Source organism: Pseudoalteromonas sp. NCCP-2140, from assembly GCF_023708065.1.
Taxonomy (GTDB): Bacteria; Pseudomonadota; Gammaproteobacteria; order Enterobacterales; family Alteromonadaceae; genus Pseudoalteromonas.
Window position 1 is genome coordinate 334,975 of the sequence record NZ_BRCZ01000002.1, and the last position, 23,745, is coordinate 358,719.

At 42.4% G+C, this 23,745-nt stretch carries 22 protein-coding genes; 18 read left to right on the top strand and 4 right to left on the bottom strand.

From position 1 onward, the window contains the following. The first annotated feature begins 66 nt into the window (after window positions 1-66). The 12 genes from NFU46_RS05480 (at window position 67) to purF (ending at window position 11,884) form a co-directional block, all read left to right on the top strand. On the top strand, window positions 67-2,859 hold the full coding sequence (locus tag NFU46_RS05480; protein ID WP_055021722.1) for a monovalent cation/H+ antiporter subunit A: 2,793 nt from the start codon (window positions 67-69) through the stop codon (window positions 2,857-2,859). Then, entirely contained in the window at window positions 2,859-3,203 is a 345-nt protein-coding gene (locus tag NFU46_RS05485; protein WP_054553167.1) for a Na+/H+ antiporter subunit C, read from the top strand. The genes NFU46_RS05480 and NFU46_RS05485 overlap by 1 nt, the downstream gene beginning before the upstream one ends. Next, window positions 3,200-4,717, top strand: coding sequence for a monovalent cation/H+ antiporter subunit D (locus NFU46_RS05490; RefSeq protein WP_175082387.1), 1,518 nt, complete (start codon window positions 3,200-3,202; stop codon window positions 4,715-4,717). The genes NFU46_RS05485 and NFU46_RS05490 overlap by 4 nt, the downstream gene beginning before the upstream one ends. After that, entirely contained in the window at window positions 4,717-5,253 is a 537-nt protein-coding gene (locus tag NFU46_RS05495) for a Na+/H+ antiporter subunit E (protein WP_054553165.1), read from the top strand. The genes NFU46_RS05490 and NFU46_RS05495 overlap by 1 nt, the downstream gene beginning before the upstream one ends. Further along, window positions 5,247-5,516, top strand: a complete 270-nt coding sequence (locus NFU46_RS05500; protein ID WP_054553164.1) for a K+/H+ antiporter subunit F — start codon at window positions 5,247-5,249, stop codon at window positions 5,514-5,516. The genes NFU46_RS05495 and NFU46_RS05500 overlap by 7 nt, the downstream gene beginning before the upstream one ends. A gap of 8 nt (window positions 5,517-5,524) precedes the next feature. Beyond that, the gene (locus NFU46_RS05505) at window positions 5,525-5,857 is read left to right on the top strand and encodes a Na+/H+ antiporter subunit G (protein WP_054553163.1); all 333 of its coding nucleotides are present in this window, start codon (window positions 5,525-5,527) and stop codon (window positions 5,855-5,857) included. A gap of 141 nt (window positions 5,858-5,998) precedes the next feature. Continuing rightward, window positions 5,999-6,793 (top strand): tRNA pseudouridine(38-40) synthase TruA, encoded by a 795-nt coding sequence (truA, locus tag NFU46_RS05510; protein ID WP_130051968.1) that lies wholly within the window; start codon window positions 5,999-6,001, stop codon window positions 6,791-6,793. Window positions 6,794-6,951: 158 nt separating this feature from the next. Beyond that, a complete protein-coding gene (gene accD, locus NFU46_RS05515) occupies window positions 6,952-7,827 on the top strand; it encodes an acetyl-CoA carboxylase, carboxyltransferase subunit beta (RefSeq protein WP_055021719.1) in 876 nt (291 codons plus the stop codon). Window positions 7,828-7,852: 25 nt separating this feature from the next. Further along, window positions 7,853-9,118, top strand: a complete 1,266-nt coding sequence (gene folC, locus NFU46_RS05520) for a bifunctional tetrahydrofolate synthase/dihydrofolate synthase (protein ID WP_251600412.1) — start codon at window positions 7,853-7,855, stop codon at window positions 9,116-9,118. 11 nt (window positions 9,119-9,129) lie between these two features. Next, window positions 9,130-9,783 carry an SPOR domain-containing protein gene (locus tag NFU46_RS05525; RefSeq protein WP_054562088.1) on the top strand — a complete coding sequence of 218 codons (654 nt, stop codon included), beginning with the start codon at window positions 9,130-9,132 and terminating at the stop codon, window positions 9,781-9,783. 61 nt (window positions 9,784-9,844) lie between these two features. Then, complete coding sequence (locus tag NFU46_RS05530) at window positions 9,845-10,339, top strand: CvpA family protein (RefSeq protein WP_036969851.1); 495 nt, start codon at window positions 9,845-9,847, stop codon at window positions 10,337-10,339. A gap of 18 nt (window positions 10,340-10,357) precedes the next feature. Further along, window positions 10,358-11,884 carry an amidophosphoribosyltransferase gene (gene purF, locus NFU46_RS05535; RefSeq protein ID WP_054562087.1) on the top strand — a complete coding sequence of 509 codons (1,527 nt, stop codon included), beginning with the start codon at window positions 10,358-10,360 and terminating at the stop codon, window positions 11,882-11,884. A gap of 52 nt (window positions 11,885-11,936) precedes the next feature. Here purF and NFU46_RS05540 read toward each other — a convergent pair whose 3' ends face one another. Beyond that, window positions 11,937-12,488, bottom strand: coding sequence for an HdeD family acid-resistance protein (locus tag NFU46_RS05540; protein WP_251600416.1), 552 nt, complete (start codon window positions 12,486-12,488; stop codon window positions 11,937-11,939). A 155-nt stretch (window positions 12,489-12,643) separates the two neighbouring features. On the opposite strand from NFU46_RS05540, the gene NFU46_RS05545 reads away from it, so the two are divergent. From NFU46_RS05545 to yegD, 6 genes are all read left to right on the top strand, one after another. After that, window positions 12,644-14,338 carry a mechanosensitive ion channel family protein gene (locus tag NFU46_RS05545; protein WP_251600419.1) on the top strand — a complete coding sequence of 565 codons (1,695 nt, stop codon included), beginning with the start codon at window positions 12,644-12,646 and terminating at the stop codon, window positions 14,336-14,338. Window positions 14,339-14,706: 368 nt separating this feature from the next. Beyond that, a complete protein-coding gene (locus tag NFU46_RS05550) occupies window positions 14,707-16,968 on the top strand; it encodes a TonB-dependent receptor (RefSeq protein WP_251600422.1) in 2,262 nt (753 codons plus the stop codon). Window positions 16,969-17,078: 110 nt separating this feature from the next. Continuing rightward, a complete protein-coding gene (locus NFU46_RS05555; protein ID WP_119853425.1) occupies window positions 17,079-17,378 on the top strand; it encodes a hypothetical protein in 300 nt (99 codons plus the stop codon). Between the two features lie 48 nt (window positions 17,379-17,426). Continuing rightward, the gene (locus tag NFU46_RS05560) at window positions 17,427-18,083 is read left to right on the top strand and encodes an HAD family phosphatase (RefSeq protein ID WP_251600424.1); all 657 of its coding nucleotides are present in this window, start codon (window positions 17,427-17,429) and stop codon (window positions 18,081-18,083) included. A gap of 125 nt (window positions 18,084-18,208) precedes the next feature. After that, entirely contained in the window at window positions 18,209-19,048 is an 840-nt protein-coding gene (locus NFU46_RS05565; RefSeq protein ID WP_251600426.1) for a DNA ligase, read from the top strand. A gap of 67 nt (window positions 19,049-19,115) precedes the next feature. Continuing rightward, window positions 19,116-20,483: a molecular chaperone gene (yegD, locus tag NFU46_RS05570; protein ID WP_251600429.1), complete on the top strand. Its 1,368-nt coding sequence runs from the start codon at window positions 19,116-19,118 to the stop codon at window positions 20,481-20,483. Between the two features lie 32 nt (window positions 20,484-20,515). Here the strand turns inward: yegD and NFU46_RS05575 are convergent, their stop codons facing one another. The 3 genes from NFU46_RS05575 to NFU46_RS05585 all read right to left on the bottom strand — a co-directional run bounded on the left by NFU46_RS05575 (window position 20,516) and on the right by NFU46_RS05585 (window position 23,561). Next, entirely contained in the window at window positions 20,516-20,980 is a 465-nt protein-coding gene (locus tag NFU46_RS05575) for a methylglyoxal synthase (protein ID WP_054551787.1), read from the bottom strand. Between the two features lie 8 nt (window positions 20,981-20,988). Beyond that, window positions 20,989-21,621, bottom strand: coding sequence for a LysE family translocator (locus NFU46_RS05580; RefSeq protein WP_251600432.1), 633 nt, complete (start codon window positions 21,619-21,621; stop codon window positions 20,989-20,991). A 98-nt stretch (window positions 21,622-21,719) separates the two neighbouring features. Beyond that, window positions 21,720-23,561 carry a S8 family serine peptidase gene (locus tag NFU46_RS05585; protein WP_251600435.1) on the bottom strand — a complete coding sequence of 614 codons (1,842 nt, stop codon included), beginning with the start codon at window positions 23,559-23,561 and terminating at the stop codon, window positions 21,720-21,722. Window positions 23,562-23,745 lie beyond the last annotated feature (184 nt).

Sequence of the window (23,745 nt, forward strand, 5' to 3'; positions counted from 1 at the left end):
ACAGTACGCAACTAATTAAAACTAGAGCGGTATTGATATTCTTATGACACTAAAAGGCTCCTAATTATGACTTTGCTCTGGATACCCCTGTTATCCTTAATCGGCAGTGTTATTTCATCCTGCACTTCAAAACTAACACGTAACCAAAGCACTGCTTTGACCATGTTAGCGCCTTTGATTGCCCTTGGAATTGTATTTTCGTATACCCCTGCAGTCTTTTCTGGTGAAACAATTCGCTACACTGCTGAGTGGATCCCTCTTTTAAACATGCAAGTCTCGTTTCGACTTGATGGTTTAACGTTACTTTTTCTATATATGATCTTGGGTATCGGTACCCTGGTGATTTTTTATGCGCGTTATTACTTGAGTAGTAGCGACTCAATGCCAAAGCTGTACTGCTATTTAATGCTATTTATGACCGCAATGGTCGGCATCGTGATGTCGAATAATGTCATCCAGCTGTGGTTTTTCTGGGAGCTCACCAGTATTAGCTCGTTCTTATTGATTAGCTATTGGTGGCATAAGTCAGAAGCTCGCAAAGGCGCACGTATGGCACTTGCTATTACCGGTGCCGGTGGTCTTGCGTTACTAGCAGGTTTATTACTAATTGGTGATATTGTTGGTAGCTATAATCTTGATGTGATTTTAGCAAGCAAAGCGCTTATTCAATCTCATGCACTTTATGAAGCTGCGCTGGTATTAGTGCTTTTAGGTGCATTTACCAAATCTGCACAATTTCCATTTCATTTTTGGTTACCACATGCCATGGCAGCACCGACACCAGTCAGTGCCTACTTGCACTCCGCAACCATGGTTAAAGCAGGTATCTTTTTATTAGCGCGTTTTTATCCAGCGCTATCAGGCACAGATACTTGGTTTATCTTAGTGGCGATGACGGGTCTGGCTACTTTATTGGTTGGCGCTTATATCGCGCTATTTAAGCATGATTTAAAAGGCTTGCTGGCTTATTCAACAATCAGCCATTTAGGTTTAATTACCTTACTGCTTGGTTTAGACACTGAGCTTGCTACAGTGGCTGCTATCTTCCACATCATTAACCACGCAACCTTTAAAGCGTCGTTATTTATGGCAACGGGTATCATTGACCATGAAACTGGCACCCGTGATATGCGTAAACTTAATGGTATGTGGCGATTTATGCCGTATACCGCCACACTTGCTATGGTAGCAGCGGCAGCCATGGCGGGCGTGCCACTGTTAAATGGTTTCTTGTCGAAAGAGATGTTCTTTGCCGAAACACTGCATCAGCAAGTGCTTGGCTCTATGTCTTGGTTAATTCCAGTGTTAGCGACTATTGCTGGTGCACTCTCTGTCGCGTATTCAGCACGCTTTATTCACGACGTGTTTTTTAACGGCGACCCAATCGATTTGCCAAAACAGCCTCATGAGCCACCACGCTATATGCGTGTACCAATCGAAATTTTGGTTGTGCTGTGTTTACTCGTCGGTATGTTCCCGCACTTTGCAGTAAGTGATATTTTAGCTTCGGCGTCTTATGCAGTGCTTGGCGATGCAGCCCCAGATTATAAGCTATCTGTATGGCATGGCTTTAATTTACCGCTGTTAATGAGCTTTATTGCTACAAGCGTGGGCGTGATGATTTATGTGCAGCGTAAGCACCTGTTCCACTTCCAAGCTTCATTGCCAACTTTGAATGCTAAGAAAGGCTTTGAGCGTGGCTTATATAGCTTAATTAAGTGGTCACAAGAAAAGATTAAACGAATCGAAAATGGCTCGTTACAGCGCTATGCCTTTGTGATGATTGCTGTGGTGCTTATGTGTGCGGGCTGGCCTTTATTTGAAATGCGCCAGTTAGCAGGAGCAAGTGAGTTAACCCCAATTGATTTCCATAATGCTATTGGTGCTGGCTTACTAATAATTGGTGCGCTGGCAACGGTTATTTGGCACCGCTCACGAATGATATCTTTGATTATGATTTCAATCGTAGGCCTGATGGTATCTGTTGCTTTCACTCGATTCTCTGCGCCTGATTTAGCACTGACTCAGTTAACGGTTGAAGTTGTCACCGTAATGCTACTGATGCTTGCACTGTTCTTTTTACCACAGCGTACTCCGAAAGAGTCAAGCTCATTGCGTATTCTGCGAGACTTGGGTATCTCATCGGCAATTGGTGTGGTTGTGGCGAGTATTTGTTATGCGCTTCTAACAAGACCACTTGAATCAATTTCTGACTTCTTTGTTGCCAATGCAAAAACTGGCGGTGGTGGTACTAACGTTGTAAACGTTATCCTCGTTGACTTTAGGGGTTTTGATACCCTAGGTGAGATTACCGTATTGGGTATTGCTGCGTTAGGTATTTATAAGCTTCTTATTAACTTGCCGCTGTTTATGCCAGCAAGTGATAGTGAAGGGCGCCCATGGGCAAGAGAGCGTTACCCAATTCTATTATCGAGTATTTCACAAAGCTTGTTACCACTTGCATTACTTGTGTCTGCGTATATTTTCTTACGTGGTCATAACTTACCAGGTGGGGGCTTTATTGCAGGACTGGTTACCGCGATTGCATTTATTTTGCAATATATGGCAAATGGTTCGCACTGGATTGCAGACAGATTTGACGTGAATTATCGTAAGATTATTGCGTCAGGTATTGCTATTGCATTGTTTACAGGTATTGGAAGTTGGTTCTTCGAACGTCCATTCCTAACAACCTGGTTTGATTATTTTGATATTCCGCTAGTCGGCAAGACAGAACTTGCTAGTGCTATCGTATTTGATTTAGGTGTGTATTTAACTGTTGTAGGTGCAACGCTGATGATTTTAGCAAGTTTAGGTAAATTAACTGCTGATACACCCAAGCAAGAGGTAAATATTTAATGGAAGTATTGTACGCATCATGCGTCGGCGTGCTGGTTGCATGCGGAATTTACTTAATATTACGGGCTCGTACCTTCCCGGTAGTACTCGGCCTGACTATGTTGTCGTATGCAGTTAACCTGTTTTTATTCTCTTCAGGTCGTTTAACTATTAACAAAGCGGCTGTACTTGGTACAGGCAGTGAGTATGCCGATCCACTCCCTCAAGCGCTGGTTTTAACAGCCATTGTAATAGGCTTTGCGATGACCGCTTTTGTGGTTATTTTAGCGATTCGTGGTCGTGCTGACTTGGGTAATGACCATGTTGACGGCCATCTTGTTAAGTCATCGAAGGAGCAAAAATGATTCAGCATTTAGCTTCTTTACCAATTTTAATTCCGATGTTGGCAGGCGTTATTTTACTCATGCCGCCATGTGGTAAAAACTTACATATCCGTCGTGTTTCGTCGGTTATATTGTCGATTGTCACACTCTTGGTCAGTGCTTATTTATTATTCCACGTTAATAGTACCGCTCCGCTTGTTTACGCAATCGGTGATTGGTCTGCACCATTTGGTATTGTGCTGGTTGCCGATAGACTAGCAACGCTACTGGTGCTACTTACCAGTTTCCTTGGTGCAGTTGTGGTGCTTTATAGCTGTGCAGGCGATGATAAAAAAGGGAGCTTTTTCCATCCGTTAGTGCACTTTTTAGTGTTAGGTGTAAATGGCGCCTTTTTAACTGGTGATGTATTTAACCTGTTCGTATTTTTTGAAGTGCTGTTGATTGCTTCGTATTCATTATTGATGCATGCCGGCAACAAACATAGTACCCGAGCTGCACTGCAGTACGTCATTTTAAACCTGATTGGTTCAAGCGTATTCTTAATTGCGCTGGGTGTACTTTATGGAGTGTTAGGCACATTGAACATTGCTGATTTAGCGCAAAAAGTACCACAGCTGACGGGTGATGATGTTTACCTTGCTAAAATTGGTGGCTTGCTGTTAATCGTGGTATTTGCGTTAAAAGGCGCGTTATTACCGTTACATTTATGGCTACCGAATACCTACGCCAGTGCAATGCCATTAGTTGCTGCATTATTCGCGATTATGACCAAGGTCGGTGTGTATGCCATGTTGCGCGTGTATACCGTAATATTTGGTGATAATGCTGGCGAACTCGCTCACATGGCACAGCCTTGGTTATGGGGCTTAGCACTAGCGACCATAGTGATGGGTGGTATTGGTGTATTAGCGAGTCAAGATTTTAGAAAGCTTATTGCGAATCTGGTGGTTGTATCTGTGGGTACTTTAGTGGCATTGGTTGCGATTCAGAATGTTGCTGCAACAGCTGCATTACTTTACTACTTAGTGCATTCAACCATTATTTGCGCAGCACTGTTTTTAATTGCTGATTTAATTGCTCAGCAACGTGGTAAAGTTGCCGACCGATTAGTCGCAGGGCGCGCCGTTGCACAGCCATATTTACTTGGTACTTGTTTTGTAGTGGCTGCGCTTGCTGTTGTTGGTATGCCACCGTTATCTGGCTTTGTCGGCAAAGTATGGATTTTAAAGAGCACGCTAGATAGCGAAAAAGCCATGTTGTTTTGGCCAATCTACCTAGTTTCGAGTTTAGCGTTATTAGTGGCGGTTTCACGAGCCGGTACCAGTTTATTTTGGGATCACACCCATAAAGACAGTGAAGCAATTGAAGGCACCAAAGCACACCCTGTTAAAGTGATAGCTGTAGTTGCATTACTTGTGTGTTCACCATTAATGGTTGTATTTGCAGGACCTATTTCAGACTATATGTTAGCAACGTCAGAGCAGTTGTTTGATATCAACACTAGCATCAACGCTGTATTACAAGGAGGCCAATAATGCGTTTAGAAGCTCGCTTTCGTTGGTTGCCAACACCATTTCGCAGTGTTTTATTATTCATTGTATGGCTGTTGTTAAATAACAGTGTGTCGCCAGGACACCTGTTTTTAGCTGCATTTTTTGCTATTACTATTCCGTGGATCACTTTCCCATTTCGTGATCCACAGCCTCTTATTGTAAGGCCGGGTCTTGCGTTTAGGCACTTATTGTTAGTGCTGTACGATATTGTCACTGCCAACTTACAAGTAGCCCTGTTGATCCTTGGACCAACGAAAAAGTTACGCCCAGGTTTTATCAAAGTACCATTGGATTTAAGCCATGAAATGCCAATCACTATATTGGCAAGCACAGTATCTTTAACACCAGGTACAGTGAGCGCAGAGGTTTATCCTATTCCTGAGTCACTCGAAGAGGGCGAAGAAATTCAGCAGCGCTACTTATTGATCCATGTACTCGATTTAGCTGATGAACAAGCGTTAATTAATACTATTAAGCAGCGCTACGAAGCACCGCTTAAGGAGATTTTTCGATGCTAGATACCGTTTTTCTAATTGTTTTTGCAATGATCGCCATATCTTTATTGTTAAACCTATGGCGTTTAATTGTTGGGCCGTCGGTACCTGATCGTATATTGGCTTTAGATACTATGTTCATAAATACTATTGCTTTAATTATTCTGTATGGCATGAGCATGGGCACCGATTTATATTTTGAAGCCGCATTATTAATCGCCATGCTTGGCTTTGTGAGCACTGTAGCGGTATGTAAATACTTGCTGCGCGGCGATATTATTGAATAAGGTAACGAATGATGAGTGAATGGATTGTATCAATCTTATTATTAATTGGTGGTTGCTTTATTCTTATAGGTTCAATCGGACTTGTGAAAATGCCTGACTTTTTTATGCGCCTGCACGGTCCAACTAAAGCAACAACGCTTGGCATGGCATCATTGTTAATTGCCGCCATGGTGTATTTTAGCTACACCCACGATGGCATCAGTGTGAAAGAAATTTTGATTTCAATTTTCTTACTGATCACCGCACCTATTAGCGGCTATATGCTGATCAAATCAGCTATCCATCATAAGCTGCGTGCTAAAGATGGCACCAAGGGCCTCGATAACATCGAAGAAGATTAATACCAGCTCGCAACTATAGTTAAGCGAATTGGTGTGATATCTGAGTAACCAGAACAATGTGATCTACTACAGTGGCTTTTATTGCGCTCGTAGATCGCATAAAATGCCCCGTCATTTAGTACAGTAGGTAAATAGAGCATTATGCGAGTAGCACTTGGAGTAGAGTACAACGGCGCGCGTTACAGTGGTTGGCAACGTCAATCACACGTCAATAGCGTACAACAAGAAGTAGAAACGGCGTTGTCGCGTATTTGTAATCATCCAGTCGAAATTGTTTGTGCAGGCCGCACCGATGCGGGTGTACATGGCACCGGGCAGGTGATCCATTTTGATACTCACGCTGAGCGTGAAATGGTCGCGTTTACGATGGGTATGAATACCTTACTGCCAAAAGATATTGCTATTCGTTTTGCCCAGCCTGTAAGCGAAGACTTTCACGCTCGTTTTAGTGCCACAGCACGTCGCTATCGTTATGTGATTTATAATTACACCTATCGCGGCGCTATCATGAGTGAAGGGGTGACCCATTTTCATCACCCATTAGACGAAACTAAAATGCAAGAAGCCTGTCAGTATTTAATAGGTGAGCATGATTTTACTTCGTTTAGAGCACTACACTGCCAAGCAAATACAGCAAATCGTACTATTCACCATTTATCGGTAAAACGCCAAGGTGATTATGTGATCATTGATATTAAAGCCAATGCGTTTTTACATCACATGGTGCGAAACATCACCGGGTGTTTGATGGACATTGGTCTTCATAAGCATGAACCTGTGTGGTTAAAAGAATTACTCGATTTAAAAGAGCGCGCTAAGGCAAGTGCAACAGCAAAAGCCGCTGGCCTTTACTTAGTTGACGTGGATTACCCAGAACATTTTGGCATTCCTAAAACACCATTAGGGCCTTTGTTTTTACCTGATTCAGACAGTTAGACTTTAGTAGACTACTACTAAGACCAGTTTTTTATATCGTCTGCGGGTAATTCATGTTTTAATTGAAAAAATCTGTCTGTTTATTTGTTATAAGAAACACAAGCGAGTGTTTCCAATTAAACAGACTGCGACACAGAACAGCATTAAGAGAGTTGCAAATGAGTTGGTTAGAAAAAATCTTACCTAAAACGACTAAATCATCAGGTCGTAAAGAAATCCCAGAAGGGGTTTGGGCTAAGTGTACAGACTGTGATTCAATTTTATATAAAGCAGAATTAGAAAAAGCACTCAACGTGTGTCCTAAGTGTGATCACCACATGCGTTTAAGTGGCCGTAAACGTCTTGAAAACTTTTTAGATGATGCTGACCGCCAAGAAATTGGTGCAGAGCACGAACCAAAAGACGTATTAAAGTTTAAAGATTCTAAAAAATACTCTGACCGTATTACCCAAGCACAAAAAGCAAGTGGCGAGAAAGACGCACTTGTAGCAATGAAGGGCCGCCTAAAAGGCATTCCTGTTGCTGCTGTTGCTTTTGAGTTCTCGTTTATGGGTGGTTCAATGGCGTCAGTAGTAGGTGCTCGTTTTGTTGAAGCTGTAGATCAATGTTTAGAGCACGACATGCCACTTATTTGTTTCTCTGCATCAGGCGGCGCACGTATGCAAGAAGCTCTTATGTCATTAATGCAAATGGCTAAAACAAGTGCTGCACTTGCAAAAATGAGCGAAAAAGGCTTACCGTTTATTTCAGTATTAACTGATCCAACAATGGGTGGTGTATCTGCATCACTGGCAATGCTTGGTGATGTAAACGTTGCTGAACCTAAAGCGCTTATCGGTTTTGCGGGTCCTCGTGTAATCGAGCAAACAGTTCGTGAAACGCTTCCTGAAGGTTTCCAACGCAGTGAGTTCTTGCTAGAGCATGGTGCAATCGACATGATTGTAGACCGTCGTGAAATGCGTGACACCCTTGCACGTATCTTAGCGAAATTTATGAACTTGCCTTCTACTGAACAAGAGCATAGAGTAGCGTAAATTTCAGCTTAACTGATTAAACGCTATGACAGAAATCCTTCCTAGCCAATCATCAAGCCTTGATGATTGGCTTTGTTATTTAGAAAGTGTCCATCCTGCTAATATCGAAATGGGTTTAGAGCGCGTAGAACGCGTGGCAAACCAAGTCGGCTTACTCGATACATCAAGCAAAATAATCCTAATTGCAGGTACTAATGGTAAAGGGACCACAGCCCGTTGCCTAGAAAGCTTATTACTTGCACAGGGTTACAGTGTGGGTACTTATGCTTCGCCGCATCTTATTCGTTACAACGAGCGCGTACGCATTAATGGCCAAGAGCTTGACGATCAATTCCATGTTGATGCTTTCGATATGCTTGAAAAAGGCCGTGGTGACACGCAGCTTACTTATTTTGAGTACGGTACCTTAGGCGCACTGGCTATTTTCAAACGTCACGCCGTTGATTATGTGCTGCTAGAAGTGGGGCTGGGTGGCCGTTTTGATGCGACTAATATCGTGAATCCGCATGCTTGTGTGATCACCACCATAGATTTAGACCATAAAGAATACCTAGGTGATACTCGTGAACTTGTTGGTTACGATAAAGCCGGTATTTTCCGTACCAATACACCAGCTATTGTTGGCGATTTAGCGATTCCGCATACAGTGACTGATTATGGTAATGAAATTAACGCTGATATGGTGCTATCAGGCCGTGACTTCATATTCACAGAAGATAATGAAGGCTTTAACTGGCAGTACCAAGGTAACGATTGGCGCTTAGCTAAGCCCGCTATCCCTTGTCAAAATGCAGCAACCGCGTTGACCCTACTTGCAAAACTTGAGCTATTGCCAAGTGAGCAACAAGTGCGTGATTGCTTGGCGAATCTAACTGTAGAAGGGCGCTTTCAGCAGTTAAGTCAGCAGCCGCTTGTTTTTACCGATGTTGCACATAATCCTGAGTCAGCTAGATATTTGGCACGCAAATTAAGCGTGTATAAAGATCAAGGGTTTAAAATTCATGCATTAGTCGCTATGCTTGCAGATAAAGATAAAGTGGCTGCAATGTCGGCCGTGGCAAATGTTGTTGACCAGTGGTCGTTAGCAAGCTTAGATTGTTTTCGTGGCGACAAAGTTGAGAACCTTGCTAAAGCACTAGCCGAAACCACATCAACAGCGCCTAGTACGCACTATGAGAGTGTTGAAACTGCGCTAGATACGTTATTACCAAATGTTGATGAAAACACGTTAGTGATTGTGTTCGGTTCGTTTATAACTGTGGCTGCAGCCATCAATTACTTTAAAAAATAGAGAGGAAATCGGTGAACGCAGGGTTTATTAATCGCTTAGTAGGCACCACGATTGTGGTTGTGGCGGCTATTGTCTTCATTCCAAACATTTTGGATGGTGAGAAGGTTCATTATAAAGAAGGCTTTAAAGCTATTCCTGAACGCCCTGAGTTCACTACGATAGACTTGCAAGAGGTGATTGATAATAAAGTCGCCTCTGCCGAGCAACCTTCGCAAATCCCGGTTGAAGATACGCAAGCAAACGATGCTGATCTTGTCGCAAATGAAACCCAGCAAATTGATACTGCACCGCAAATGGTTGAAGCTTCAACGGATGAGCCGGTAATTAACAAAGCTGAGCCGAAAGTTGCAGTGCAAGAGCCTGCCAAGCCAGCTGCTAAAACGCCTGAGCCAACCCGTAAGCCAGAAGAGAACCTCACACAAATGGCTTATGTTATTCAACTGGGCAGTTTTTCTCATGCACCTAATGTGAAATCACTACAAGAAAAATTAAAAGCGAATGGTTTCAAAACCTTCACTCGCCCAATCAAAACCCCGAACGGTACACTGACAAAAGTCTTTGTAGGTCCTTCACTTAGCAAGAAAGAGTTAGAAAGTAAGCTTCCTGAGTTAAAGCAGTTAACCAAGTTAAACGGCAAAGTTACTCAGTTTGAAATTACAAAATGATCTGGCAATTCTATAGGTAGTCTTATAGAATGCGCCCCAAATTAACGACTAGTTGGTTCTTATGATCTGGGTTGATTACGCCATACTTGGCATTATTGCACTATCCACTATCATCGGCTTAATACGTGGCTTTGTAAAAGAAGCAATGTCATTAGCTGTATGGGCTGGCGCATTTATCATCTCTAGTTTGTTTTACCAATATTTAGCATCCTTCCTAACAAGTATTTCAGAACCCCTTTTAAGAAATGCAGCCGCAATAGCCATATTATTCTTTGCGACACTCCTGTTGGGTGGGTTACTAAACTATATTTTAGGTGAACTTGTACAACGTACTGGTTTATCTGGCACAGACCGTGTTTTCGGCATAGTGTTTGGTGCTCTTCGTGGCGTGTTGGTCGTAAGCGCGTTACTCTTCTTTCTTGATGCTTTTACCGGTGCACCTAATACGCATTGGTGGGGCAACTCTATTTTGATTCCAGAATTTGGCTTTGTTGTTGAGTGGTTCTTCTCGTACCTCGAAAACAACTCGAGCTTTTTAAATTCTGTAAACCGTTAATCGGCGAGGATAAATTTAATGTGTGGTATCGTTGGCATAGTCGGAACTTCTCCTGTTAATCAGGCGTTATATGACGGCTTAACTGTTTTGCAACACCGCGGTCAAGATGCAGCTGGCATCATTACCATTGAAAACAACACGTTTAGCTTACGTAAAGCCAATGGCCTTGTAAAAGATGTATTTCATACACGCCATATGAAACGTCTGCAAGGTACAATTGGTATTGGCCATGTTCGCTACCCGACAGCTGGTTCTTCTAGCTCGTCTGAAGCGCAACCTTTCTATGTTAACTCGCCATTTGGTATCGCACTTGCGCACAATGGTAACTTAACAAACGCAGAAGCATTAAAGCAGCAATTATTTTCAGAAGCTCGCCGTCATGTTAATACAACATCTGACTCTGAAATTTTACTTAACATCATGGCGCATGAATTAAGTAAATCGAACAAGCTAAAACTTGATGCTGAAGATATCTTCACAGCGGTAACTGAAGTGAATAATAAAGTAACCGGTGGTTATGCAACAATTGCGATGATCATTGGTCACGGTATTGTTGCGTTTCGTGATCCGAACGGTATTCGCCCATTAGTATTTGGTAAGCGTGAAACTGCAAATGGTACTGAGTACATGTTTGCATCAGAAAGCGTTGCTTTAAAAACAGATGGCTTTGAGTTTGTTCGTGACGTTGCACCAGGTGAAGCAATTTACGTAACTGAAGATGGTCAACTTTTCTCGCAAGCGTGTGCTGAAAAAGCAACTTACTCGCCGTGTATCTTTGAGTTTGTTTACTTTGCGCGTCCAGATTCAACAATTGACCGTATGTCTGTTTATGCAACACGTGTAAACATGGGTACTAAGTTAGGTGAGAAAATTGCACGTGAATGGGCTGACAAAGACATCGACGTGGTTATTCCAATCCCAGAAACATCATGTGACGTAGCACTTGAGATTGCATCAGCCCTTAACCTGCCATACCGCCAAGGTTTTGTTAAAAACCGCTACATTGGCCGTACGTTTATCATGCCAGGTCAAGAAATGCGTAAGAAGTCAGTTCGTCAAAAACTGAATGCCATTGACCGTGAGTTCAAAGGTAAAAACGTATTACTTGTTGATGACTCTATTGTGCGTGGTACAACGTCAGCGCAAATCGTTGAGATGGCTCGTGAGTCAGGTGCGAAGAACGTTTATTTCGCTTCAGCAGCGCCAGAGATTCGCTTCCCGAACGTTTACGGTATTGATATGCCATCGGCAGCTGAGCTAATTGCTCATGGCCGTGAAGTTGAAGATATCAACGCAAGCATTGGTGCAGATGGCCTAATCTATCAATCGCTAGATGACTTAATCTCGGCTGTAAGCCAAGAAAACCCAGAAATCACCCGTTTTGAAACATCAGTATTTGATGGTCAATACATCACAGGTGATATCGACCAAGATTACCTAAACCACATTGACCGTTTACGTAATGATTCAGCAAAATCAACTCGTGAAAATGCGATGTCAGCGAGTTTAGAGTTACATAACCAAGAAGAAAACAGCGCTGATTAATCAGCCTTGATTTGATTGGTATAAAAAAGGAGCTGAATAGCTCCTTTTTGTTTTATATTTGAGAGTGTTGCATTTTTTTTAGTTTTAAAGCCAACAACACCATCATTATGCCAAATACGACGGCATAGGTTGCAACCAGCCATAGTAGGGTGATTATGCCCGCGCCAGGGTTAAATATCAGATAACCACCAAAGATAATTGAAATAATACCGCTACCAATTAACAGCCATTCATTACTAATTTCTTTGCGTAGCTTACTCGCAATCAATATTTCAATCACTCCGATAGCAATGGCCCATGCGGCAATAAAGTACAGCATTAAGATAGCTGTTACGTTGGGAGCAAACAAGGTTACAAGTGCAGCAGCAATTGAAATTAAACCACCCACTAATAGCATCCACCAAAGTGGGTTTTCACTTTTTGAAGCAATAGCTAACCAAGTTCTAATGGCACCATCGACAAAAAAGTAAGCGGCGAAAATAAACATCAGAATCGCTAATGAGGCTTCTGGGGCAAACCAACCACATAAGCCAAAAATGATGGCAATGGCACCGTGGATCATTAATGATGACCAATGGGGGATCAGTGAACTTGAGATTTGCATAATAGTATCCTTTGCTTAAGTCACTATATAACTAACATTTCAGTGCTTACTTGCAAAGATTTTTAATTATTTTTTGTACAGTTACACAAACCATGCTCTAATTTAATTAGCTGATTATTTCAGCGATTTAATGTTTATCGAACAAGGAATAGAGTGTGAGCCGTTGTAATACCAAGTTTTCATTACAATTTAGTAAGTTATTAGTGTGTTTTTTACTGTTGTTTAATGCTCCATTATGGGCAACAACCACACCAGAAGTGACCGTTAAATCCTTAATTGATAAAGACAACAAGGAAGAACAAGCCGAACAAAAGACGGCCAAGCAAGAGCCCGAAACGAATACACCTGCTACAACGGAAAAGGTGCAGGAGCCTCTTGAAGATGACTTACCCTATGATGCCTTTGACCGAATTACGCCACGCAGCTCAATGCAGGGCTACTTAAAAGCGGCCCGGGATCGAGACTTTAAACGTGCCAGCCATTATCTTGACTACCGTAACTTACCTAAAGAAGTTGAGGCATTAGGAAAAATTCAGCTTGCTGAAAATTTATCAGTGGTACTTGATCGTACCTTATGGGTCGATGTTGATAACTTGAGCAATAAGCCTAAAGGAAAACAAAAAGAAAGCGTGCCTAGTTATCGTGATTTGGTTGGAGAAATCAGCACTTCACAAGGTAAGGTGCAAATTTTATTGCAAAGTGTACCTGATGATAAAACAGGTAACCGGATCTGGAAAATATCGAATGCCACCGTAAGTCAAATCCCTCTACTCACCAAAGAGTTTGGCTATAACCGAGTTGGTGAGTGGCTTTACGATAACCTACCAGACATTGAATTTTTGGGTGTGATGCTTTGGCAGTGGATTTATTTTGCCTTCACATTTGTACTGTTTTTAGCGGTCGCGATTATCATTACCCGCATAATCACGTTTATTCTCGCACACTTAAAAGTCCCTGTAGAAAAAGACGTAATAGGTTTTATTAATGGGCCGGTTAGCCTGTTACTTGCGGTATTTATGGCGCGTTCATTGAACGACCAATCCAATGTAACTATTGCTGTGATGGCGCTATTTCATGGTGCAACCGTATTATTAATCGCATGGGGTTGGATTTGCCTACGGGCAGTTGATCTTGCCAAACATAGATTAAGTCAGCGTTTTATCAAACAAGATAAACCACAAGCGATTTTCTTATTACGCCCTATAAGTAATGTAGCTAAAACCCTGATTGTCATTTCGTTGCTATTCATGTGGTTTGAAAACTTAGGCTTTAATGCCACTACCTTACTGGCAGGTTTAGGTATTGGTGGCCTTGCAATTGCCCTTGCAGCGCAAAAAACTGTTGAGAATATCATTGCAGCAATCACCTTATATATCTCTGCACCAGTAAAAATAGGTAGCTTATGTAAGTTTGGCAGCCAGTTAGGCACGGTAGAAGAAATAGGGCTAAGAGCAACGCGAATTCGAACGCTTGATCGTTCAGTTATCTATGTAGCGAATGCAAAGTTTGTTGATATGCAGCTTGAGAATATCTCGGAACGAGAGCGAATTTCTTATCGACCTAAATTGATGCTCAGTGCCAATACTAAGCAACAAAACCTAATGTCGTTTATGCAAGCCCTAAGAGAGCTTTTAGAGCAACACAAGCACATTGCCTTTGAGCCTTGCCGTGTTCGCTTTAAAGGCTTCACGCCTTGGGCTTTACAAGTGGATGTACTAAGCTACGTAGAGACCGTCGACTTTGCTTTTTATATGGAAGTAATCGAAGAATTAAATTTAGCAATCTTAGGCTTATTAAATGAGCATGAGTGTGAATTAGCTAACCCAGAATTCGCACGTGTGACTGATTAGTTGCTAAAAAAGGGGTAAATGAAAGCGACTCTCATTTGTACATAATGTCTACACATTGTTGCAATTAGATGCACAGGACATATGTCCGCTTTGGTGAAAAATAATTGCATAAAATCTTCTAAATGCGGCGATGTTGCCGCTAATTGTTGTAAAAAAATTGTATATTTCTAATTTTTAATGCAGTAAAAGTGTCATAAAGTGTTATAATTGTCAGCGTTCGTTCAGCCTCTTTACTTCGTTTTGCACTCTCGAACTAGAGGTCCGCGCAGCTTATTACAAGGCGCGAAAAATTGGCCGAGCCCGTCAAATGAATTGACGCAACATCATCACCGTTGAATAAGAGTGCATAAAAAAGGTTAAAACCCGACATGAAAGCAATGAAAAGATCTACGTTAGCAACACTTATCAATGCAACGTTGTTCTCTGCCGTAGCAGGTACTTCATTTTCAACTCTTGCTGCCGACGAAGCGACAGCAGAAAAAAACAACCAACTAGAAGTTATTCAAATCACCGCTCGTAAACGTGTAGAAAACGCTCAGGAAGTACCTGTAGCTGTATCTGCATTACAAGGTGACAGCTTAGACGCTTACAGCTCAGCTGGTATGGATATTCGTTTTATGAATGCGAAGATCCCAAGCTTATCAATCGAATCTTCGTTTGGTCGTTCTTTCCCACGCTTTTATGTTCGTGGTCTAGGTAACACTGACTTTGACCTAAATGCTTCTCAACCAGTTTCGTTAGTTGTAGACGAAGTTGTTCAAGAGAACGCAATCTTAAAAGGTTTCCCTGTATTTGACGTAGCACGTGTAGAAGTTCTACGTGGCCCACAAGGTACTTTATTCGGTCGTAACACACCGGCTGGCCTTGTTAAATTTGATACAGTTAAGCCATCACAAGAATTTGAAGGCTATGGCTCAGTATCTTACGGTAGCCGTGGCGCAGTTGATTTTGAAGGTGCTGTTGGCGGTGGCCTAACAGACCGTTTATCAACGCGTGTTTCTGTACTTTGGCAAGAAAAAGACGATTACATCGATAACCGTGCACCGGGTTTTGAACAAGATGACGTTTTAGGTGGTTACACTGAAAAAGCGGCACGTGTTCAGTTCTTATATGAAGGTGACGATTTCACTGGTCTTTTCAACTACCACGTTCGTGATATGGACGGTACGCCAATCGCATTCCGTGGTAACGCTATTAAAGCAGGCACAAACGATTTAGCTGATAACTACGAACATGATGTGGTTTACCACGATGCTGCTTCTCGTGCGACACAACAAGTTGAGTCTCAAGGCGCAAGCTTAAAGCTTGAGTGGGATATCAATGATTTAACTCTTACGTCAATCTCTGCATGGGAAAGCGCTGAAATCTATTCTCGCGCTGACATCGACGGTGGTTACGGTGCAAGCTACTTACCAGATATGGGCCCAGGTTTTATCCCGTTCTATTCTGAAAGTGCTGACGGTATTCCAGATCAAGACCAATACACGCAAGAACTTCGTTTATCTAGCAACTATGCTGGCGACGTAAATTTCCAAGTAGGTGTTTTCTACTTTGATGAAGCGCTAACAATCGAAAACTTCAGCTACGACACTTATGGTTCAACACCAGGTGAGTTAAACGGCTATGTTATCCAGCAGCAAGATACAAAAGCATGGGCGGTATTCGGTTCATTAGATTACACAATCACTGATGATCTAAAAATTACTGCAGGTCTACGTTACTCAGATGACGAAAAAGAGTTCTCTGCAAATCGTACTCTGAGCCCTGCAGGTGGCGGTGCGTTATTCCTAACAGAAAATCCAAGTGACGACCACGTTAGCTGGGATTTATCTGCTAACTACAAGATCAACGACGACGTAAACTGGTACGCGCGTGTTGCTAACAGCTTCCGTGCACCAAGTATCCAAGGTCGTATTTTATTCGGTGATGAAGTAACTGTTGCTGAGTCTGAAACTGTGACGTCTTTCGAAACAGGTATCAAATCAGACGTACTTGACGGCCAAGGTCGTGTAAACGCAACTGTGTTCTACTACACTATGGATGACCAACAATTAACAGCTGTAGGTGGTGGTGCAAACTTCAACCGTTTAGTTAATGCTGATCAGACAACTGGTTACGGTTTTGAGTTAGACACTGAGTGGGTATTAACTGACAACCTAAACGCTACATTTAACTTAAGCTACAACAACACTGAGCTTGATGATAAAGACCTAGCCGTTGACGTATGTGCGCAGTGTACTGTAACAAACTCATTAAACAGCGCAGGCCAAGCTATCCTTGATGGTAACAGCTTACCTCACGCACCTGAGTGGATCTCTAACCTTACATTACGCTATAGCCGCGAAGTGGCTGACGGTGAATTCTTCACTTACGCTGACGTGTCTTACCGCAGCGAAATCAACTACTTCTTATACGAGTCAGTTGAGTTTGAAGGCAAGCCATTAACTGAAGTAGGTTTACGTGCAGGTTATGCTTGGGCTGAAGGCGACAACGAATATGAAGTATCAGCATTCGTTCGTAACATGTTCGACGAGCAACAATCAATCGGTGCTATCGACTTCAATAACAACACAGCAATGGTGAACGAAGAGCGTTACATCGGTGCTGAGTTCAAAGTAAGCTTCTTCTAAGCTGAAATAATAAGTCCTATTAAAACCCGCTGTATAGCGGGTTTTTTCGTTTATAATCGCGTTGGTAACTGCTAAAGTGGCAGGATTAATTGAAGAGAAAGAGAATAACTATGGCTGGATTTTGGAACTACCGTGTAATTTTTTGTGAAGCAACAAAAGATGAAGCGGCACAATATCAAATTCATGAAGTTGAATATAACTTAAATGGTAAAGTGACTAACTGGTCAGAAACTGGTGCAGCACCATTTGGTAATACAGTCGAAGAACTTGAAGCAGATGCAGAACGTTTAAAAACAGCGTTTTCTAAGCCGATTTTAAAAGTGGTAAGAAAGCAACGTGGCTACGAGCTGGTTGATGTAGAAACTGGCGAAGAAGCGTTTGCTGAGCCACCTGCGGGCTTAACAGAATAATCTTATTTAAAGGTGCCTATGGCACCTTTTTACTTTGAAGGAATGAGGATGACTTTAAAAGCAGTATTGTTTGATATGGATGGCACCTTGGTTGACTCTGAAAGTGTGCATTTTAATATTTGGAATGATTTGTTAGCCCCTTTTGGCGTGCAGTATGATGAAGCTACGTTTTGTCAGCGCTTCTCAGGAAGACCAACACTTGAAGCCGCTAAAGAGGTTGTGACAAATTATGGGCTTACTATCAGCCCAGAACAGTTAACGGATGATAAGTACGCTGCATTTGGCCGTTTTGTTAGTACTAATTTACCTGCCTTTATGCCAGATGCAAAAGTGGTGCTGGAGCAAGTAAAAGCCAGTGGTTTAAAAATGGCATTAGTAACAGGTAGTGCAAAAGATGAAGCCTATCCTATTTTAAAAGGCTATGGTATTTTCGATTGGTTTGACTGTGTGGTTACCAAAGATGATGTTAATAATCCTAAACCTGCTGGTGACCCTTATCAATTAGCTCTAGATACGCTAGATATAAAGGCTAATGAGGCTGTAGCCGTCGAAGATACCTTTACCGGTGTAACTGCAGCAAGCAATGCCGGTGTTGCTGTGTATGCGGTGCCGAATCATTTCACGTTAGAGCATGATTTTAGTAAAGCCGCGGGTGTGTTTGCTGATTTGAACGAATTTTTCAAATGGCTACAAACTAAACTATAATTAGCTGACTGCTGCTAAGCTGCTTTTGTTAAGTCGCTATTGTTAAGTAGCTATTGTTAAGTAGCTATTGTTAAGTAGTCAAAGCCAGAGCCAGTTAATACTCACAAATTTGCAAGGAAGCAATAATGGTTAAATTCACTCGTGCGCTTTTGTGCGCAATCACTTTATTTATAGGCTTTTCAGCCGAAGCGCAACAAGCTCCTTCAGTCCTTTTAGCAAACGTCTATCAAGCCGAAAAGGTAAATGTATCTGACTATTTAGTTAGTGAAAAATATGATGGCGTTCGGGCTATTTGGACAGGGAGTCAATTAGTAACCCGAAATGGTAACCCAATTTATGCCCCCAAGTGGTTCACAGATCCACTGCCAGGTGTTTGGCTTGATGGAGAGCTTTGGACTAAGCACCAAGATTTTGCCAATGTGAGCGGGATCGTTCGAAAAGTCACACCTGTAGAATCAGAATGGCAAACCGTCAATTACATGATATTTGATATGCCGGATGCGACAACGCCATTTAGTCAACGCTATGAAAACTACACAAGGTTAGTAAACCAGCTGCAAAGTGAGCATATTAAAGCCGTTGCGCAAATGCACTTTAATGATAACAAGCAACTTAGTTTGTTTATGGATGAACTAATCGCACAAGGAGCTGAGGGTGTCATGCTGCATCTAACAGCTGCAAAGCATAGTGCAGGGCGAAGTGATGCATTGCTAAAGTTAAAGCCTTATTTTGACGCTGAAGCGGTTGTAATCGGTTATATCGCAGGAAAAGGAAAGTACAAAAATATGCTTGGTGCACTCAAGGTGCGCAGCAGTGATGGTACCGAGTTTAAAATTGGCTCGGGGTTTACCGATCAACAAAGAACATCGCCCCCAGCGATAGGTAGTACTATTACCTACAAATATCATGGCTTTACTAAAAATGGCCTACCACGTTTTGCAAGCTTTTTGCATGAAACGCCATAGCGTCATTCAAAAACGGCTGCGACTATGGTAAATTTCGCGGCCTTTTTATTGATGTATAGGTGTTAGAATGTTTGCAGGCTTTGATTACGGTAGCTCAAATTGTGCAATCGGTGTAATGGATAACGAGCAACAAGTCTCTTTAGTGCCGCTTGAGCAGGGCAAGCAATATTTACCATCAACACTTTATACTCATCACAGTGCATTAGTTGTCGATTTTGTGACAAAACACCTTACGGGTAGCCCATTTGAGCACGACTTTAAAACTGAGCGACAAGCGCTTTTAAATACTATTCCACGTATTAAATCTGATCTCGATATACAAGCTGGTGATGAGACCTTATTTATAGGTCGCGAAGCAATTAGCGAGTATGTGCAGTTTCCTGAAGAAGGTTACTTTGTAAAGTCACCTAAATCATTTTTTGGTGCTGTGGGCTTAAAGCAAGGGCAAATAAACTTCTTTGAAGACATTGCCACGGCGATGATTTTAAAAATTAAACAACGCGCCGAGCAATCATTGCAAGACACATTAACAGAAACGGTAATTGGACGACCGGTAAACTTTCAATCAGTCGGTGGTGAAGAGTCTAATCAACAAGCGCTCGGCATATTAGAGCGAGCAGCAAAGCGTGCAGGCTTTAAAGAGGTGTCTTTTTTGTATGAGCCATTAGCGGCGGGGATTGATTATGAAACCTCATTACAGCAAGACCAAAAAGTGTTGGTTGTCGATATTGGCGGGGGGACTAGCGATTGCTCATTTGTACAAATGGGGCCTAGCTTTCGTGACAATCAGTGCCGTGACAATGACTTTTTAGCTCACAGTGGTAAGCGTGTGGGTGGAAATGATTTAGATATTGCGCTGAGCTTTCATGGTTTAATGCCATTGCTAGGTTTAGGCACTGAGTTTAAATCGGGTCTTCCACTGCCGAATCAACCGTTTTGGCAAGCCTGTAAAATCAATGATGTAAATTTGCAAAGCCAGTTTTATAGCGATGCCCATCATCGTGAGTTACTGACTCAACTTCGTGAAGTTAAAGAGCCTACGCTTTTTAAACGCTTAATTCAATTGCAGCAAAATAAGCAAGGTCATCAATTAGTGCAGCAAGGCGAGGCGGCAAAAATTGCACTCTCGTCAGCCAATGAATTTACTACAGATTTGCGCTTTTTAGATTCAGGCTTAACGCAATGTTTAACGCTAAAAGATCTAGCTTTAGCTGTTGATGACTCAATAAATCAGATAGTGAGCCTAGCTAAACAAGCGATTCAAGAAGCTGGCACAACGCCAGATGTCATTTACTTAACAGGCGGTAGCGCGCAATCACCGCTGATCAAGGCCGCGTTAAAATCCCATTTAGGCGATATTACTATGCTGAACGGGGATCACTTTGGTAGTGTTACTGCAGGTTTAACTAAGTGGGCGCACAAGCTTTATAGCTAATAGCCCCCACTTTGGTATATCTACTTATAGAACTAAAGAGTCACTTGGCGCGTTGCGAGGTATTTTTCGTAATCTGGCAACGTGCGGCACAGCTCAGTTTCCATCATAGGTGAGCTTAATAGCATATCGGCACTGACTTCATTACAGGCAACAGGAATATTCCAAACCGCAGCTAAACGCAGTAATGCTTTTACATCTGGGTCGTGAGGCTGCGATGCAAGTGGATCCCAGAAAAACACCAGCATGTGCACTTCATGTTCAGCAATTTTAGCACCGAGTTGTTGATCGCCCCCCATAGGGCCGCTTAGCAGCTTAATCACTTCAAGCCCTGTTGTACGCTCAATTAAATGACCTGTTGTTCCCGTACCGTATAGCGTGTGCTTACTTAAAATATCTTGGTGTTTTTCACACCACGCCTGAAGGGCAGCTTTTTTACCATCATGGGCTACGAGGGCAATATTCTTTTTGGCTGGTAAGGCTTGTTGTTTTTGTTCCATAAGTGCTCTTATATCAATAGGTTAATTGCTAGTGCAATAAACACCAGCCCCGTGATCCGATCAATCCAAATTTGGGTTTGTGGGTGCTCACGAAAATAACTGGCTATCTTATCGCCGAAATAAATATACGTGCAGTCGATAGGAAAAGCAAAAAGCGGGTAGAGTAAACCAAAAAAAGCGAGCTGAAAGGTCGTTGAAGATAAGCTCGGATCGACGAACTGCGGAATAAACGCAATAAAGAAGAGAGCGACTTTTGGATTAAGTACCTCGGTCATCATTGCTTGAAACATCACATTTTGCTTTTTACTGGTACTTACATGGGGTTTTTCTTCGCACTCTGACTCAGGCTGTGTAAAGGTGGCTTTTAGCGTCATTACGCCCAAATAGCACAGGTACGCCGCACCTAAATACTGCACTGTGGTATAGGCAACAGTCGACGCTTTTAAAATTGCTGTTAAACCCACCACCGCAAGAAAAGTATGCACCACACCACCTAAGGCAAAACCAAAGGCACTCTGCATCCCGGCTTTACGGCCATTGGCAAAGGTTTGTGCCATTAAAAATGCATTAGAAGGGCCTGGGGCTACGGCAATTAAAAAACTGGCGCCTAAAAACGACAGCAACGATTCTGGATTGATCATCGGCACAAAGATAAAAAGCTAGGTAGTTGATTTTAACAAGCTTCTAGAAAAAGAAAAAGCGGGCAATCAATGCCCGCTGATTTGGGTTGGGGAAAGTATTAGAATGTCACTGAGCTGTTGTTTGAACAAACAGTTGTGCTTTGTGCTTCACATACTTGGTAAGTGTAAGTGCCACCACCTTTTGTTGTGATAGTGTCAGTATAGCTGTTAGTGTTTGCCACTGAGCCTACTTTGCTACCATTACGGTAAACATCTACAGTGCTTGTAGCAGCGCCACTCCAGCTTAAATCAATGTATTTAGTGCCTTTTGACTTATAACCTGAAGTAGAAAGACTAATATCATCACCACCTGGTGTTGTGCCACCGCCATTATCGCCACCACCTGCACAGCCATTGGCTGTTAGGTATGCATCTGCGTCAGCTGCTTTAACAATACCGTGACCGAAGTAAACATCGTGACCAGAAGCACCTTGATCTTCTGCCGTTGCTTTTAGTGCATCACGGATTTCTGTACCCGTACACTCAGGGTGATTTGACCATACTAGCGCTGCGATACCTGAAACAGCAGGTGTTGCCATTGATGTACCGCTCATGAAACCATAATCACTGGTACCAATTGCGATATCAATAGTTGTGCTTGAAAGAAGAGCTGAACGGTCTTCAAGTGCAGCACCGACAGCTGGAATTGTTGTATCGTTAGTTTCGCCTAGTGTAGCGTATAGCATGCCTGCTTCGTTATTGATGATAACAGCACCGATACCGCCTGAGTTCTCGCAGTTATTTACCTTGTCATAGAACGAGATATTACCGCGGTCAATCATACAAATTTTCCCCGCTGCGCCAGCATCTACGCTTTCAGCAGTACCCATGTAATACGCCGTGCCCGATGCATTACCTGAGTTTTCCATTGATGAAGTAGCAAAGCCTGCGCCATCAGCTGCTAAGCTAGCTGACGTTGCCATACCTGCAGGGTAAGTAGAAAGAGTATCAACACCACCTGCTGTTACTTCAACACAGATAGTTTCATCTGTAGTAGCGCGTTTACCGCGACCAGATGTACAGCTAGGGAATTGCGAGAAATCTGCAATTTGGTTGTCCGCATCATTTGCGCCAACCATCATTACTGATGGATAGCCTGCAGGGTATGAACGTACGCTGTTACCATCGTTACCCGCTGCTGCAACGACTAAGCCGCCAGCACTTGTGAAATTAGCAAATGCGTTAGATTCGGTGCTATTTGAACCACCGCCACCAAGGCTCATGCTGATGATATTTGCACCTGCTTGAGAACATAAATCTGCTGCGTGTGCTAAGTCTGAAGAGTAACCCCAGCCTTCAGCGTTGAATACTTTGATGATGTGCATTGCCACACCTGGTGCCATACCAACCACACCAACATTGTTGTCTGCTGCGCCAATAGTACCTGCTACGTGAGTACCATGTGGACCACCATTGTCGTACCAGTTGCCTGTACCACTGTCATTATCACCTGTAATGTTACCCCAAATGAAATCAGGGTTTGTAGCATCTAAACCTGAGTCAATTACACATACTTTCATGCCAGCATTTGCATCGAAGGTAACTTGATCAGCTTGTGATTGGTAAACTGCGTAAGGCGTTAATTGCTGCTGCATTGCATTACCAGCGTCATCGTTATAAAGCGCCATTGGTACACGTTTTTGGTCTTCTTCAACCAGTTTGATGTGAGGGTTGTTTAATAAGCCTTTTACACTTGCAAGGTCATGACCTGTAAATTGCGCTGCAATAAAACCATTACCATCAACTTTAATATCACCACCAAGCTTTTTAGCGAGTGCTTTAACTACGCCTTTTTTATTGTTGTCTACTTGAATGATGTAACGGTCATTGGCTGCGTTTGCAGTTCCTGCTGCACATAGTCCACTGATGATCAGTGCTAATGCTAATTTATTCTTTTTCATAATTCGTATCCCAAACATGTTGTTGAGTTAACTAAATGTTAACATGGGTAAACAATAGTTTAATGATGCTATAGGTACAAGCAAAATAATCCATAAAACTGGAACAAATTATTCTAGAAAGATGCTTTTTATAACGGTAGGAAATAACAGGATGTCTAAACGGGTAAATAGAATATAACGATTC